Source organism: Novipirellula methanifontis, from assembly GCF_052161655.1.
Lineage (GTDB): Bacteria > Planctomycetota > Planctomycetia > Pirellulales > Pirellulaceae > Novipirellula.
Window position 1 is genome coordinate 8,260,147 of the sequence record NZ_CP197418.1, and the last position, 15,513, is coordinate 8,275,659.

Sequence of the window (15,513 nt, forward strand, 5' to 3'; positions counted from 1 at the left end):
CTTTATTTGCTAGCATTTACGGCGATATTTTTCCTATTGACCGATGCGATGCGATGGGAACAATTCGTTCTCAACGGTGAAGCGGAGGACTGCTTTTCCGAGTGGCAAAGGATTTGTCATGAAACCATCTTCATCGCTATGTGCAGGGAGGCCATCATGCGTCATGCGGTCAAATCTTCGTTCGTTTCGAATGCGAAGTCTTCTATTTCCGTCCATGATTCGATCAAGAATCATCCCGCATCCGGATCCGAGGCGTGCTTGTCGCTGGCGGCGTTAATCGCCAACGCACGATTTTTCGCTGGAGACGATATTTGTTTCAGCGAAATCGCTGATGACGTGAACACTGCACAACAAGGCGAATTGGTCGTCTATTCGGTTGGCGATGATGAGCCTACCGCCTTTATCGCATCGGCCTTGGCACGGGGCGCTGCTGGGATTTTGACCGAGCAAATTCTGCCCTGTCCTTTGCCGCAATGTGTCGTCGGTGATGTTGATTTGGCACTTGCTGGGCTGAACGCGAAACGACTTGATCGTCCCGACCGTCGTTTGTTGACCATCGGCGTATTTGGTTCCGCAGGAAAGACGACGACGTCTTTGATGGTTTCTCAATTGCTTCGCAACATGGGGCTTCGCACCTCTTACCAAACGGACTTAGGTGATTGCGACGGCGTGATGCAGTCGACTGCGACCGAGTCGGTTCCAGCGGGCGGAGCACTGGTACAGTGGCTCGGCGATTGCTGTGAAGCCGGAGCAAAAACCGCCGTGATCGAGCTGTCCGAACAAGATGCAAAGCACGGTCGATACGACGCCATCGAATTTGATTTGTTGGTCATCACGGGAACGCCACAAGATGACGATGACTTTGGTCCTTCGGGGCTTCAGTGCGTTCTTGATCGAATGACGCAAAGCGGTGTCGTTGTCGTTTCGGCTGATTCGCCCGCCGTTTTGCGAACGGTACGCGATCACGGAGCCAACGCGTTTACCTACGGCGTCCGTCATGCTGCAGATGTGTCGGCAAAATTGATCGAACAAGAGTCTGGAATGTCAACGTTGCTGATGACCCATGAAGCGGTCACCGCCGTGATGGAGTCTCCGCTGTGTGGTGCGGCAATGGCGTCCAACCATGCAGCAGCCGCTGCGATTGGGGTTCTGTTGAATCAACCACTTCACGAAGTGGTCGAGCATCTCGGCAAGCTGCGAGAGATTCCTGGGCGGATGCAAGTGCTCAGTTCATTTCAGTGTGCCGATGTGATCATCGACTCGGCAAATTCACCCGATCAAATTGCGGCGGCACTACGTGCGGCTCGTTCGATGAAACAACCGGGCGGGCGTTTGTGGTGCGTAATGGCCGTTGACGCGAGCGACGCGCCCGTTCACCTCGCTTTGGCGGGTGGCCATCTCGAACGTTTTTCGGACAAGCCAATTGTGACCTGCAGCAGCGAATCAAAAGAGCAATTCTTGGCCGCATCGCACGCTGTGCTTGATGGCGTCAAAGATTGTGCCCTGCTGCGTCTTGTCGCGGATGATCGTCGCGCGATCCAGTGGGCAATCAACGAAGCCTCGGTCCGCGATACGATTTTGTGGATTGGCGGAATTCGACAAACTGGCGCAAAACAAGAGCGTCAACGCATTAGAGAACTCAGCGACTTGATAACGGCTTCGCAAAACGCGATGGCGGAAAAGGCAAAGCGTCCGAGCAATCCTGCTCACGCTGTCGCGAGCGACAATCAACATCCCGTGATCTTGTCGATGTTCAAAAACGAATGCTGATCTGTGGATACCCCACAGCGCGACGGTCTTACTGATCTTTCCAAGGAAAATGATGCTGGCCGTCGGCACCAATCCGCAGCGGCCAAGCTTGGATGATCGACGTTAACGGAATCGTCCCGTAAACGTGCGGGAACAAGGCACCGCCGCGTGATACTTCCCAGCGTAGAGTGTCGCCGAGCTTTACCTCGTCGACTTGGATCAGCACGAGATCCTCTTGGCCCGCAAAATGTTTCTCAGCAGTCGCTTCGACCTGATCGCGTGCCGAAAGATGGATGAAACCGTCCTGCAGATCGATAGCCGCACCCTGGATCTCGCCGATCGATTGCGCGAGTGTCCACTGCTCGGTCGAAAGAATCTTAAAAATCGGGCGAGTCATCTTGAATGGCCTTAGCAAGCTGTGTGATCATTTTTTGCTTCTGTTTTTCTTGCCAACGAGCATAACGATTATTGATCTCGATCTCGATACCCGCGTATTGCCGCGACGGATGCTGCGTTCTTAGATAGGTGGTCAGTCCGTCATCGATGCCTAGATACGGTTCGTTGTGGCGGACACGCCGATGAGGTGCTGAGGACGCGAATCGGCTCACGATGGCTTCACTAATTTGTTTTTCTTCCGCTCGGCTGGGATCGTAAAGAATCCCAAGATCCAACGGGCGATGAGTCCCGCGAAATCGAGGCGTGAACGTATGCATCGACAAATGAATGACGCGGTCGTTTGACGTCAGCAGCGATGCAATTTGGTTTGCAATTTGTTGACGGTAGGGATGGTAGTGCTTTTTAAGTAACGTCGCCCGTTCAGGCTCCGAAAGCATCATCGCGTATTTTGAAAACAGTTGCGGATTGTCGAGCGAACGATTCAGATCGACAAGCAACCGTGTCGTCGTCGATGAAATGAATGGGACGCCAAGCTCCGCTGCCAATCGCGTCGCTGCATCAAATGAACCGGGGTCGTACCCTCGGTGGCTATTCAGATCACGTTTGGCGCCCGACGACGAGAACAATGGTGCATAGTCGGGCGGAACTTCATTGCCGCCATGTTCGCAGCTAATCAGATAACGAATCGAGGTCATGGCATCAGCGGTTGCCATTGCTGCAAACAATCGGCGACTTGATCGTAGGCATCATGAAGTTCGTCGTGCGAAAACGAGTCCCCGACGAGCTTCAGGATTCGTGTAGACAATGTGCCGTGATCCAAAATGATTTTCAGCGGCGCCATCAAGCTGTCGAGGGTTGAGTCTTCACTTCGCAGCGTCTTCACCAAATGTTGCCAAAGATCGCCACAGCGAATGGAAGCAGCGGTGATGCCAAAGTGGCGTAAAAACTCTTGGTCTTCGATGATCGTATGTTCGGCACTCACCGAGCATTCGGTCAGTCGCATTCTCAAACGCTCGGTGGGCATTTGTTTTTGGTGGTCCAGCGAGGACCATTTCTCTTGCGTTAGTGCACGAAGCACTGCAACGACCGCAGCACAGATCGACACGTCCGCCGCAGGGTACTCTTGCACATCCATCACCCGGATTTCCACCGAGCCACGATCGAAGCGAGCGATCGCGCCACGTGAATTCAGAAAATCACAATGCATTGTCTGTTCGGGATCAAGCGGCTGAATCGCCTCGGCGATGGGGCCAAAGATTTCTCGCCGATAGCTGGCTTCATCGTACAGCGGCTCCGGAATGATCGGGCCCGTCAGCACTGGGACGCGGTCACAGTGCGCCATGTACTTTTTCATACGTGTCGAATGCCAACCGCTGATCTGAGAATCGGCGATCGGCGAACTCGCGGCCAAGCCGGGCAGCAGCGGCAAAACCAATCTGACTGCCGCATGCAATTTTGCAAACTGTTCATCGCCATCGAATGGCAGGTTCAAATGCACGCTTTGCACATTTGCCCAACCGTGTGAGTAGCAATTAAATATTTTGTGATACTGTTCGTAGATTTCATGACATTCGTGCGGCCACAGTTTCGTTTCCTTCGCCGGATTCATCCACGGATGCATCGACGTCGGAAGCAAGCGTAGTCCGAGCTTTTCAAGCACCGGATCAATCGCGCGCACGGCGCTCTCAAATTGGCTTGGCAACCGAACTAGATTTGTGATCGGATCGGTGATTTTCAACTCGATGACGTGCTGGGCCAATTCGTTGGACCAAGTGCACAACCCCGCGCTAAAGTCCGAGGGGAATTCATCGGACGCGGCATTGCTCAGCGATTGCAGCACCTGATCGGCGCTACTGCGAACGGAAAGCTCTTCGCGATCAACGATGACATATTCCAGCTCGATCCCGTAAGCGTCAAAAAGTCCGCGTTTCGGTGCTAGGTTCATTGAGTGCTGTCTCCCGATTTGCGGCGTTCGATTCGACGCAAAAACGATTCCATGATTCGGCGATACAAATCTTCACGCATGATGGCATCCTCAACGCCTGAATCGAGGTTGGGATTATCGTTGACTTCGATGATGTAGAACTTTCCGTCGCTCTCTTTGACATCGACGCCATACAGACCGTCACCGATGATGTTGGCGGCTTTGACCGCGATGCTGACCGCGCGTCGCGGCGCCAGTTCAATGGGTATCGTTTCCGCTTTTCCGAACGTCTGTTTGCCTTCGTCTTCGTACTTGGCGATTTGCCAGTGGCCGCGTGCCATGTGGTACTTGCTGGCAAAAAACGCCCGTCCATCGAGCACGCCGATTCGCCAGTCAAAATCGGTACGCATAAACTGTTGAGCAATCACTAATTCGGAATACTCAAACATTTCCTCGAGTTTTTCTGCCAATTCCGTTTCGGATTCCGCCTTGGTGACGCCTTTGGAAAAGGCACTGTCGGGGCGTTTCAGCACGCATGGCAACCCGATTGTTGGCACAATCTGATCGGCATTGCCTCGATGAACGACGATCGTTTTGGGAACATCGATCTTGGCCCTGTCCAGTATTTCCGCCAAATAGACTTTGTTGGTACAGCGGATGATCGATTGGGGATCGTCCATCACGACCAATCCTTCTCGCTCGGCCCATCTCGCCAAGCGGTAGGTGTGGTGATTGACCGAGGTAGTTTCCCGAATGAACAACGCGTCGAACTCGAGCAGTCGTCCCGCATCTTCACGCGTTAATAGTTCCGCACGGATGCCAACCGAGGCCGCTGCCTTGATCATTTTTTGCAGAGCCTTGGGATCCGAGGGGGCGAGGTCCTTTTCGTTCGGGTCATGCAAAATCGCTAAATCGTAACGCAGCGAATTTTTCTTGCTGCGTGCCGCTCCGCGTCCGGCAAAATGCAATTCTGCTTGTTGGGCGACAAACGGCCAATGCGCTTGCGGCACCGCCTTGATCCCAATCACTTCGGCTCGTCGCAAACGCCACTTGTCCTTGCGACGCGAAAACTCGAAACGCAGTAATGGGCATGGAAACGTGTTAAATAGCTCTCGCGATAGGCGGTCGTAGCGTTTGGCTAAGTTGCGACCAAAGTAAACGCTCAGTTCAAATGTGTCTTTCGTCAGCGGCGAAAGTGCATGTTGAATCAGTTCGTCAAGCTCGGGGGGAAGCAACCGCACATTGGCTTTTCCCGCAAGATCTTGGATGGCGGTCACGTCGGGCATCGGACGATGACCGCGAGCTTCGGCCAACAACGAAACGTAATAGCCAAAACTTTGGTAGCGATACGAACGCGCCAGGTTATAGACCTTGATTCCCCGTCGACGGTTCCAACGCGGGTCGGTTAGATATTCACGTGGATCAACGACTTCGACACCATCAATCGCTTCGATCCATCCTGCTTGCGATTCAGTGACAATCACGTCAGACATTTACGGAAGCCTTTCCAGTCGGGCGATGATTCCGAGGCCGGATCATCAATAGGTTTGCGTCGTAAGTCGCGATGCCGAGCAGAATGGCGGCCGCGACTTGGGACAAGGGTGCGGTGTATAGATGCGTTGCAGCGATCGGATTGTTTTGCAGAGGGTCGGCTAACATCACCTGACCGGTTTGGCCGTCGTAACCGTACAACACGACGAAGTGGCCAACGGGGTCGCCAGCCACATCGTCGGTAATACAGGTGCGACCGGACTCGTCACGTACCTGATACCGTTCGCGAGCTTCCTGATACAAGAATGTCGCGCTCAGTCCGCTCAGTAGCGGCACTCCGGCAATCAGCGTTCGCACAATCAGATTTTCTTCGAGCGGTTCCATTTGCACTTGGCCGCCCATATCCAAAAACTGCAAATACGATTCCGTCGCAACCTCAAATCGCTCGTCTTTGCCCTTCTTGGCTGCGCATTGTGCCTTCAGCTTTTCGGCCAAATCGACGCGGCCCGGTGGGAACCAGGTCGGGTCAAAAAATTGCAGGTTGTACGTCACAATCGTGGCTTCATAACCACGAGCGAGCGCGTGACATGCCAGTTGAACCGCCAGCGTGCCGCCGCGTCGGAACTGCCCGATCTCGCGGATCACCTGCTCTAACGGGATCTCGTCTTTCCAATAATTGTAAACCGCATGCAGGCATGTCGGTCCACAATCGGAATCACTTGGCTGCGCCAGAATGCTCAGCGGTAAGTGGTGAATCGGAGGGGTGATCAAATTTGGCGAACCTCGTTGCCGCTTTTGTAGTTGACGTGGTACATGTCGGTCCGTCGGTCACGCCAATTGGTGACATTGCCTTTTTCGCGGTGACGACGAAGCAATTCTAAGTCGACATCATGAATGATCACCATTTCGACATTCGCATTTGCTTCCGCCCCGATGGCATCACGCGCAAACGTGACATCCGCCGGTGTGAAGATTGCTGATTGAGCGTAGTGGATATCGGCATTCTCGACGAAGGGTAAATTGCCGGTGCAACCAGCAATGGCAACGTACATATGGTTCTCGATACAGCGTGCTTGTGCACACAATCGGACTCTCAAATAACCCAGTTTTGTGTCGGTATTGAAGGGGACAAACACCATGTTCGCCCCGCGTTCCGCCGCGATTCGCGATACCTCGGGAAATTCACAGTCGTAACAAATTTGAATCGAGATCGGACCACAATCGGTATCAAAAACCTCGACCTTGTCCCCGCCGGTCACTCCCCACCATTGTCGCTCGCTCGGAGTGATGTGCAATTTGTATTGCTTTTCGATGCTGCCGTCCCGACGGAACAAGTACGAGATGTTGTACAGCGTTTCATCTTCGACGACGAAGTGGGAACCGCCAATGATATTCGTGTTAAACGAGATCGCCATCTCGGTGAACAACTCTAGGTACTGCGGCGTGAACTCCGACAGAGCCCGCGCGGCACTGCCGGGTCGCTGAGGAGGCAAACACGACAACAGTTGCAGGGTGAACAGTTCCGGAAACAACAGGAAATCGCATTTGTAGTCGCCCGCGACGTCAACGAAGTAACGTGCTTGATGAGCGAATTCGTCAAAGTCTTTGACGGCACGCATTTGGTACTGGACCGCCCCGATGCGAACGGGTTCAACGCTGTGTCGGTAGCGACGCGTCGGCGCTCGGTTGAACTCAAGGTTCTTCCATTCCAAGAATGTCGCGTAACCGGCGCTCTGCACGTCCGAGGGCAAATAGTTGGGAATTAGTCCTTGCAGTGCGAAACCGTTCGCGATCTGGGCGGATAAAACGGGGTCAAAGATCGCCTTTTCCACGACACGCTCGATATACTCGCGGGCGGTCAACTTATCGGCATGCTTGTGATAGTTTGGGATTCGCCCTCCTACGATGATACGGGCCACGTTCATACGGCGGCACAGATCTTTTCTCGCTTGATACAAGCGGTGCGACAAACGCATCCCGCGATAATCGGGATCGACCATGATTTCAATTCCGTACAGCGTGTCGCCGCCGGGAACATGGTTGCGAATGAAACCGCCATCGGCCATTTTCTGCCAATTGTGCCATTCCAAGTTATCGTCGTAATTGACGAGCAGTCCGCTGCATGATGCGATAACCTTGCCATCGCACTCGACGACAAATTGGCCTTCGGGAAATCGTTCCAATTGGCTGGCCAATTGTTCGATTGTCCACATGGGCATCCCCTGGAAACACTTTCTCTGGATCTCCATCAACGGTTCGAAATCGTCCGCCTTGGTTTGGCGAACAACTAAGTTCCACTCAAACTTGGATAGATCGATTTCGTCGGAGGCATTTTCCCCACCCGAGTCAGAGGAATTGGATGCGTGGTTTTCTCGGGTGTCGTCAGTCACGTCTCTCTCGAGGGTTTCGAGTCAGTGGGAAGGTGATGCTGTTATTTAGTTTGCAAAATATGCGAACTCTCGCGAATCATATCCATCCATGACTTTTGGGCGAGTGGTCAATCGCGAACTTTAAGAAAGATTTTCCTCTCGATTTTAGATGCCACTTCCCTTTACAAGTTGCGGCATTGCGACAAGCTTGCGTTTTGTCGCTCGGTTCGTCAGAACGCGGACGCACGTTGCGTCGCCAAACCTTTCCCTTTGGGGCTACTCTAGCCCGCTTGCTCAGCCAACCGTTTTATACCCGGATTCCCATGTTTTTCGGTTCCAACGCTTCGTCGGTGACGAGATCGAATCTCCGCGTCAGTCTCGTTGACGGAGCGAGCTATGGTGTGATGGTCGGGTTGGGGGAAACCTATTTCGTGGCATTTGCGTTGGCCGTGGGCTTAGGAGAAGTCTCGGCCGGTTTAGTGGGCAGCGTTCCCTTGTTGTTTGGCGGCGTTGCGCAATTAGTTTCCCCTACAGCGGTGCGATGGTTCGGATTTGAACAACGTTGGGTCGTCTTCTGTGGTTGTTTGCAAGCAGCCAGTTTGATTCCGATCGGCGTAGCGGCGATGTTCGGAACGATTTCGTTGACATGGCTGATCGTGTTCGCGTCGATTTATTGGGCGTCGGGGTTGGCTACCGGCCCCGCATGGAACACATGGATTGAACGCATCGTTCCGACTCGATTGCGAACGATTTATTTCGCCAGGCGGACAAAATGGGCCCAGGCCACCACCCTGGCAGGGCTCGTCGGCGGCGGATTGCTTTTGCAGTGGGCACAGCAAGGAGATTGGGTCACGACCGGTTTCGCATTCTTGTTTTTTGGCGCCAGTTTGTTTCGTTTTGTGTCCGTCGTAATGTTGACGCTTCATCGCACAAATCGTGATGTGTCGAACCAGCAGGTTCAAAATATCGCGTACCAACCGCAAGCAAATGCGACTCTCGCTAGTACTGAAGAGCGATCGTCCAGCACGCCTGCTGCAAACAAGCCGATTGGAACGAAGGTTCCCGTGGCGAAAACTCCACCCTCGCCCATTGGGATTTCAGCAATTCAGTTGCTCGGTTACCTGGTATTTGTCCAAGGGATGGTTCAGCTAAGCGGTCCCTATTTTTCGCCCTACATGCTCGAAAAATTGTCACTGTCCTACCAGGATTTTGTGACGTTGCTAGCACTCGCGTTTGTATCCAAGATTATTGCCCTTTCGTACTGGGGCAATTTTGGCCGCCGCTATGGTGCAAAGCGATTGTTGTGGATTGGTGGAATTGGCATCGTCCCAATCGCTTCGTTTTGGATCGTATCAAGCAACTTTTGGTGGATCGCATGCATCCAAATTGTCAGTGGCACCGTCTGGGCAGCCTACGAGCTAGGCTTTTTTCTATTGATCTTTGATGCCGTTCCTGCCAGCCGGCGAACCAAGATGCTGACCCTCTACAACTTTGCGAACTGCACTTCGTGGTGCATCGGTGCAGCGATTGGTGGCAGCATTCTGGCGTATTTCGGAGCGAGCGAAAAAGCGTACTGGATCCTGTTCGGGATTTCCTCGGTCGGACGCTTTATGGCTCTCGGGCTGCTGATTGGGGTTCAGCCGGGACGACGATTGTTATCACGAGTCCGCGTGCGTGTGCTCAGCGTGCGGCCCAACGGGGCCACGCTCGATACGCCCGTGTTGCCCACGCTACAGCGGCGTACGTCCTCGGCCGCAATCTTGGCGACCGCGGAAGCGGACTAGCGTTGACGGACTTCCGCGAATGGGGGGCGGTGACTTGGCGCCAACGATGCATCGTCGATGTTCACTCCCGCTTCGACTTGGTCGCGATGATTCAACCAAGGGTGATCCGGAATTTGATTGAGCGACGAGAGCGGCATGAATTGCACACGGCCATCTTCGTACAACACATTGATCCCCAAACCGCTGTGACCAACATTCTGAGACTGAATGTCGACGCCGGTAAACCGGCTCGTTGGGGCATCCGACATGACAGCAAACGAAGAGCGTGATTCAAATTTTGGCGACTTGAATTGCTGTCCGTCTACGACCCCAAGCGTGTACGCGTAATGGCCGCCAGCGTACTGTTGGATTTCACGCAGCTGATCGACCGAAACTTCATGCAAACTCTGCACCGACGCAAACTCATCCACTTGAGTTAGACCGGTATTGATCACCTCAGGTTGACCAAGCGATGGACACCATCGCTGCGATACGTCCGCCAGTAATCCTGCGTCGTTCAAACGCATCATGAAAACCCCCGCAAAGGCTTCTGGACCTTCTTTGGCTACCGCAGGCAACCGATTTTGGTGATCGCGAGAAACATACTGCGTGAGCGCGGTTCCGAATTGTCGCAACTGATCTTGGCAGGCCACTTTGCGAGATTCAATACGTCCCTCGGCAATGGACGGCAGCAGCAGGGCAAGCAAAATCGCAGTGGCTAACGCACCGCCGACCCAATCGAGCCATGTGTATTGCGATTGTCGTGATGGATCCACGCCGTTATTCATCGCTGGCAAGGTGACTTGATCGTCGTCCGACGAAACAACCGGGGCGACAAAACATTCACCGGGTTTGGGCAGCGTAGGAAGATTGGCGAGCGTTCGAGAAATCAAGTCCGCCGGAGGGCTTTCGGGCGGTTGATAGTGCTCTTCCAATGGACGCAGGGCACGCTCGATCTCGGCGAGCTCGCGACGCGCTTCGGGGCTTTCCCGGAGCCATTGCGCTACACGATCCATCTCGTGCGGCTCCAGGGCGCCAAGCAAATATCCGAGCAAGTCTTCGTGCATCAACTTCCAACACTCATAAGAAAATCACGGACCAATCGAACCTTAACGAGATCCACTGGCGATTCGTATTCTACGCGCGGGCGGTGGAAGTGGTTCGCCAAATGACGAACCCGCATGACCCTTCGCTGCGAATTACTCGCTGCGTTCTTCGTGGGATTCTTCCCATAAAATGCCCAGTCGCTGGACAGCGGCATGCAAACGGCTTTTCACCGTTCCCACGGGAATTCCCAAAATGTCCGCGGCTTCACGGTACTTCAGCCCTTGATAATACACCAAGTTAATGACCTGTTGCATCGATTCGCCCAGGCTCTCCACCGAGTGGTTCACCCAGCGACTGTTTTCTTCTTGCGCCGCCGCGGCGTGGGGATCGATCGTGTCGCCGACCAATTTCTCGGACCAGCTTCCTGATCGATCATCCTTTTCGTTGGTATTGTTGCGATCCAGGCTGACCATGCGGTGACGTTTGTTGCGTCGTTGGGCATCGATCGCTTGGTTAGTGGCGATGGCGTACAGCCATGGTCGGAATCGCCGTGACGAGTCGAATTGCTGACATTTCAAATGAACCTGCAAAAAGGTCCCTTGAAATGCATCCTCCGCGATTTCCGAGTTGCCCACGTAACGCCGTAAATAACTAAAGATTTCCCGCTCATAACGTTGAATCAACGTCTCAAAAAGACTTCGGTCGCCTGATTTCTGGTACTGAGCGATCAGTCCCTCGTCCGACACATCGCAGAAGGCGTTTTCGCCTGCGATAGTGGGTTTTTCAGTCTTGGTAGTCATTGGAAAAGGCCTTCCATTGATGGGAATAAGGAGGCAAAAAAACAGCGATAAAAACGAGGGAGAATGTCCCTCAAATTGAATTACGCGACGATTATACAGGAATCCTGCACGCCCTTGCCTGCGATTGTGGGGAAATAAGCAAACATTCGCAGTCCGGACAATCTCGTCCCTATTCAGTATCTCAGAATTTTGCATGCAGTCAAAGCGATTTTCATGGAATCTTAAAGCAGCCGGTCCTGCAGAGGGGGTGCGGGTTGCGGTTCCCTGTGTCATCACGATGACGATGAATTGCTACGATAGGGACGCCATGGTCGTACAACGTTCTATTCCCGATTGAAAAGCGGTGCATTGAGCCAAAAATCCCCTGCTAATCCTTCTCGCTATCATTGGGCTCAGCCAGGCGACGTGAATGCGTTTTTTGGTTTGATGCTCGACAATATTGTGGGTCTCCTGCTGCTAGTTGCGCTGCTGTCTGGGTTTGGCTTCCCAACTGAGTTTGCCGTTTCGCACATGGTGCCTGGGACGGCACTGGGAGTGTTGGTCGGCGACCTGGCCTTTTTCTATCTGGCGTTTCGGCTCGCTAGCAAAACCGGGCGAAACGATGTGACCGCGATGCCACTTGGGCTCGATACGCCGTCGACCTATGGAATCGCCCTGTTCATTCTCGGGCCGTCTTACTTGCAAGGACTCCAGTCGGGACTTGAGCCATTGGAGGCCGCATCGCGGACGTGGTACATCGGAATTTGGTGCATCGTGCTCAGCGGACTGCTGAAAATCGGCCTCGCCCCGCTAACCCGCTGGGTTCAAAAAGTCGTGCCGCGAGCCGGATTGCTCGGTTCGCTTGCAGCGATCGCGCTGGTGTTGATTAGCTTCTTTCCGCTGATCGAGATTCTTGGACATCCGTTGCCGGGCATGTTGGCAATGGTAATCGTGCTCAGTGCGTTGGTTGCCAAGATTCCGCTGCCGGGGCGAACCCCTGGAACGCTCGGAGCACTGTTGGTCGCCGGAGCAGTTTACTTTTTGTTGTGCTCGATGGGCGCCAGCGGCTACGCGTTTCCCGCCGCCGAGTCGAGTGAGTGGTTTCCGACGGAATGGCTGCAAAGCTGGCAATTCGATTGGATCTCGGGCTTTCCCGATGCGTTGCCCTATTTGCCGATTGCGTTTCCGTTCGCCATCGCCACGATCGTGGGCGGCATCGACTGTACCGAAAGCGCCGCTGCGGCTGGCGACGACTACGACACTCCAACGGTGATCGGCGTCGAAGGCGTTGCCACATTGATCGCGGGGTTGTTCGGCGGCGTGGTGCAGACCACTCCTTACATTGGGCATCCCGCGTACAAGGCGATGGGAGGGCGAGCCGCCTACACGCTGGCGACCGCTCTGCTGGTCGGTTCCGCTGGATTGGTCGGTTATTTCGGTTGGCTGAACGCTTGGATGCCCAAGCCCGTGGTCTATCCGATCTTGGTGTTCATTGGACTCGAGATCACGGCCCAAAGCTTTCTAGCCACGCCACGGCGTCACTATGCCGCCGTCGGATTGGCGTGCCTGCCTGCGCTGGCGTTCTTAGCGATGAGTTTGCCAGGGCGCATCTTCGGCGACGGAGCCGCGTTTGCTGCAGAGTTCAATATCCAGACATTGCAGGGCGAGGGATTGAAGCGAGATCTGCTCACGCTTTCGATGCTGAGTAACGGCTTCATCGTGACCAGCTTGCTGTGGGCTTGGTGTCTGGCCGCATTGATTGACCGCAAGTTGCGTGTCGCTGCGACCGTGCTGGTCGCAGCCGGGGTGCTGACCACGTTTGGCATCATCCACTCGCCGCTGTCGGGCAATCGATTGTTTTTACCGATCGGGCCTGAGGCATTTGGGTTGGCCGCCTGGGGTGAAGGGATCTCGTTGGATCCCGCCAATCGTCGTTTGGTGCTCGAATTTGTGGCAGGCTATTTTGCCTCGGCGGCGTTGATTTTTGCTTGGTCGTTCTACCCGCCAGCCAATGTTGCCGATGATGGTGCAAGCGATATTTGATAAGAAGGTAGGCAGAAGTCTTTCAGTAAATTGGCCGTTTTGGCGCTAAAACTTTGGGCTAGTTGTGATTTTTGGGTTGCGCTGGTTTTCTGCCACCTCTCCACCAACTTCGGAGACTGCTGATTTAGTCATTCCCTCGTTTTTGCGGCGTGCATATAATTCCCCATTGAATCCCCCCCTTTGGACGCAAGAGTGAGGTGCTAGAAGAAACAAAGAATGATCACACGAGACCGTGATTTTCTGCTGGAAATTTCAGCCGAGGACCTAGCCATTTACGCACGAGTTATTCGGGGCGACTCGCCGTTACTGGATGCTTTGCAGTTGATCCCCTGGGAGTCGTTCCGCGGCGACCTTGAAAAGTATTATGTTCCGAACATGGGGCAACCAGCTCTGCCTGTCATTCATATGCTCAAGCTGGAGTTTCTTCGCTATACCTGCCGGCTCTCTGACCGAGGTGTCGTTGCCCGAGCTCAGACGGATTTGCTATTTCGTTGGTTCCTCCAGGTGCCTATCCGTTTTGAAATGCCCGACGCCTCCACGATTTGCCGCTTTCGAGCGCGTCTCGGAGTGGAAGGATTTCAGGAAATTTTCGATCGACTGATCGCCTTTGCTCGGGACGCCGGGGTGGTACGCGATCGGCTTCGGCTAAAAGACGCCACCCACGTCCTGGCTAACATCGCCGTACCCACCACTCTAAGACTGCTCGCGCAACTTAGAGAAAAGATGCTCTCAGCGATCGAGTCCGTCGACGCCGAGTTGGCCGCTGGATACCACATCGAGGCGGAGCGAATCCGAGCGGAGACTGAAAAAGAATCCGACGAGATCCGCTTGCAAGCTCGCTTGGATTTGGTGCTGGACATGCTCCAGTGGATGCAGAGGTTACCCGCCGAAGCCCCCGATCCAGAACAGAAATTGACTTGGCAACGGCTGTTGGCGGTGCGAAGTTTGGCAGAGAAAATCACGGCGGATTGTTTGAATCCTGGTAGCGGCGACCGTACCCTTAGCGTGGTCGATCCCGAGGCGCGGCGTGGCAAACATGGCGAGTTCTATGATGGTTACATGCTCGACGTGATGATGGACGCCGACAGCGGACTGGTGACGCAAATCGAAGTGCTTCCGGCCAACGGTGCCGAGGCCCACGACGCGATCAGTTTGGTGCAACGCGAGCAGGCGGTTCACGGTAATCAAATCGAGCAACTCTCGATCGATGGTGCTGGATTCAACGGACCGATGCTACGAACGCTGGAAGATCCCAACGGTCTTGCCGTGGACGTGATCACACCGCCGAGCGAACACAGCGAAGGGAAAGGCTATCCCAATTCAGCGTTCCTCCAAAGCGAAGATGGTCAGCATGTCACCTGCCCGGCAGGTCATACCTCGGGCACCCCATGGCGAAAAGCAGACAAGCCTAATTCGTTGTTTTACGACTTCTCGCTCAAGGGTTGTCGGACTTGTTCTCTACTATCGCAATGTTATCCAGAGTTCAGACCGACGGCTCATCGTGGCCGTCGAGTGTCCAAAAATGAGTACGAAACGGAGTACGAACGAGCCCGCGCTAAGGTGGGCACGGAGGAGTATCGTTCGGTGCGAAAAGAGCATCCCGCGATCGAGCGAAAGATCAATGAGATCGTACGTCATGGATGCGGTCGAAAGGCACGGTACTGGGGACGATCCAAAGTAAAAATTCAGGAACTAATGACAGGCTTTATGGTGAATGTTCGGCGTCTGACGAAACTCCTCAAGGGGCCTTCGTGCGCCAATATGATCGGATGTTGGTAAAACAAGATTGATCGGGGCCGCAAACGAGTCCAACTCGCGTGTCAATCGGCTGCAGCTTGTCTCCAGCGAGACTGGCTTGCGAAGAGGGGCTACCGGATAAGAATCTCAAATTTGTTCGCGGTGCAAACCAAATCCGCTCGACGAATCAACTTTGCTACTAAATCAGCAGTCTT

12 protein-coding genes are annotated in these 15,513 nt (G+C 54.1%); 4 read left to right on the forward strand and 8 right to left on the reverse strand.

Going from position 1 to position 15,513, the window contains the following annotated elements; translation table 11 throughout:
* Nucleotides 1-156: 156 nt before the first annotated feature.
* A complete protein-coding gene (locus tag SH528x_RS29275; protein WP_442506977.1) occupies nt 157-1,770 on the forward strand; it encodes a Mur ligase family protein in 1,614 nt (537 codons plus the stop codon).
* A gap of 28 nt (nt 1,771-1,798) precedes the next feature.
* Here the strand turns inward: SH528x_RS29275 and SH528x_RS29280 are convergent, their stop codons facing one another.
* The 6 genes from SH528x_RS29280 to SH528x_RS29305 are packed head-to-tail and all read right to left on the reverse strand — an operon-like array spanning nt 1,799 to nt 7,878.
* A complete protein-coding gene (locus SH528x_RS29280) occupies nt 1,799-2,146 on the reverse strand; it encodes a DUF952 domain-containing protein (protein WP_442506978.1) in 348 nt (115 codons plus the stop codon).
* Nucleotides 2,127-2,858: an N-formylglutamate amidohydrolase gene (locus tag SH528x_RS29285; RefSeq protein ID WP_442506979.1), complete on the reverse strand. Its 732-nt coding sequence runs from the start codon at nt 2,856-2,858 to the stop codon at nt 2,127-2,129. Before SH528x_RS29285 ends, SH528x_RS29280 begins: the two co-directional genes overlap by 20 nt.
* A complete protein-coding gene (locus tag SH528x_RS29290; RefSeq protein ID WP_442506980.1) occupies nt 2,837-4,090 on the reverse strand; it encodes a carboxylate-amine ligase in 1,254 nt (417 codons plus the stop codon). The genes SH528x_RS29285 and SH528x_RS29290 overlap by 22 nt, the downstream gene beginning before the upstream one ends.
* Entirely contained in the window at nt 4,087-5,562 is a 1,476-nt protein-coding gene (locus tag SH528x_RS29295) for a RimK family protein (protein ID WP_442506981.1), read from the reverse strand. The genes SH528x_RS29290 and SH528x_RS29295 overlap by 4 nt, the downstream gene beginning before the upstream one ends.
* Nucleotides 5,555-6,331 (reverse strand): hypothetical protein, encoded by a 777-nt coding sequence (locus SH528x_RS29300; protein ID WP_442506982.1) that lies wholly within the window; start codon nt 6,329-6,331, stop codon nt 5,555-5,557. The genes SH528x_RS29295 and SH528x_RS29300 overlap by 8 nt, the downstream gene beginning before the upstream one ends.
* Entirely contained in the window at nt 6,328-7,878 is a 1,551-nt protein-coding gene (locus tag SH528x_RS29305; protein ID WP_442512199.1) for a GNAT family N-acetyltransferase, read from the reverse strand. Before SH528x_RS29305 ends, SH528x_RS29300 begins: the two co-directional genes overlap by 4 nt.
* A gap of 248 nt (nt 7,879-8,126) precedes the next feature.
* Between SH528x_RS29305 and SH528x_RS29310 the strand changes: the two genes are divergently transcribed.
* On the forward strand, nt 8,127-9,713 hold the full coding sequence (locus SH528x_RS29310; RefSeq protein WP_442506983.1) for an MFS transporter: 1,587 nt from the start codon (nt 8,127-8,129) through the stop codon (nt 9,711-9,713).
* Here the strand turns inward: SH528x_RS29310 and SH528x_RS29315 are convergent.
* Both SH528x_RS29315 and SH528x_RS29320 read right to left on the reverse strand, forming a co-directional pair.
* The gene (locus SH528x_RS29315; protein WP_442506984.1) at nt 9,710-10,759 is read right to left on the reverse strand and encodes an anti-sigma factor family protein; all 1,050 of its coding nucleotides are present in this window, start codon (nt 10,757-10,759) and stop codon (nt 9,710-9,712) included. The two genes, SH528x_RS29310 and SH528x_RS29315, sit on opposite strands and share 4 nt — an antisense overlap.
* A gap of 132 nt (nt 10,760-10,891) precedes the next feature.
* Nucleotides 10,892-11,539, reverse strand: coding sequence for an RNA polymerase sigma factor (locus tag SH528x_RS29320; RefSeq protein WP_442506985.1), 648 nt, complete (start codon nt 11,537-11,539; stop codon nt 10,892-10,894).
* 426 nt (nt 11,540-11,965) lie between these two features.
* Here SH528x_RS29320 and SH528x_RS29325 point away from each other — a divergent pair, with 426 nt between their 5' ends.
* Entirely contained in the window at nt 11,966-13,561 is a 1,596-nt protein-coding gene (locus tag SH528x_RS29325) for a permease (protein WP_442512200.1), read from the forward strand.
* A gap of 216 nt (nt 13,562-13,777) precedes the next feature.
* The gene (locus tag SH528x_RS29330) at nt 13,778-15,340 is read left to right on the forward strand and encodes a transposase (RefSeq protein ID WP_442506986.1); all 1,563 of its coding nucleotides are present in this window, start codon (nt 13,778-13,780) and stop codon (nt 15,338-15,340) included.
* Nucleotides 15,341-15,513: the final 173 nt, after the last annotated feature.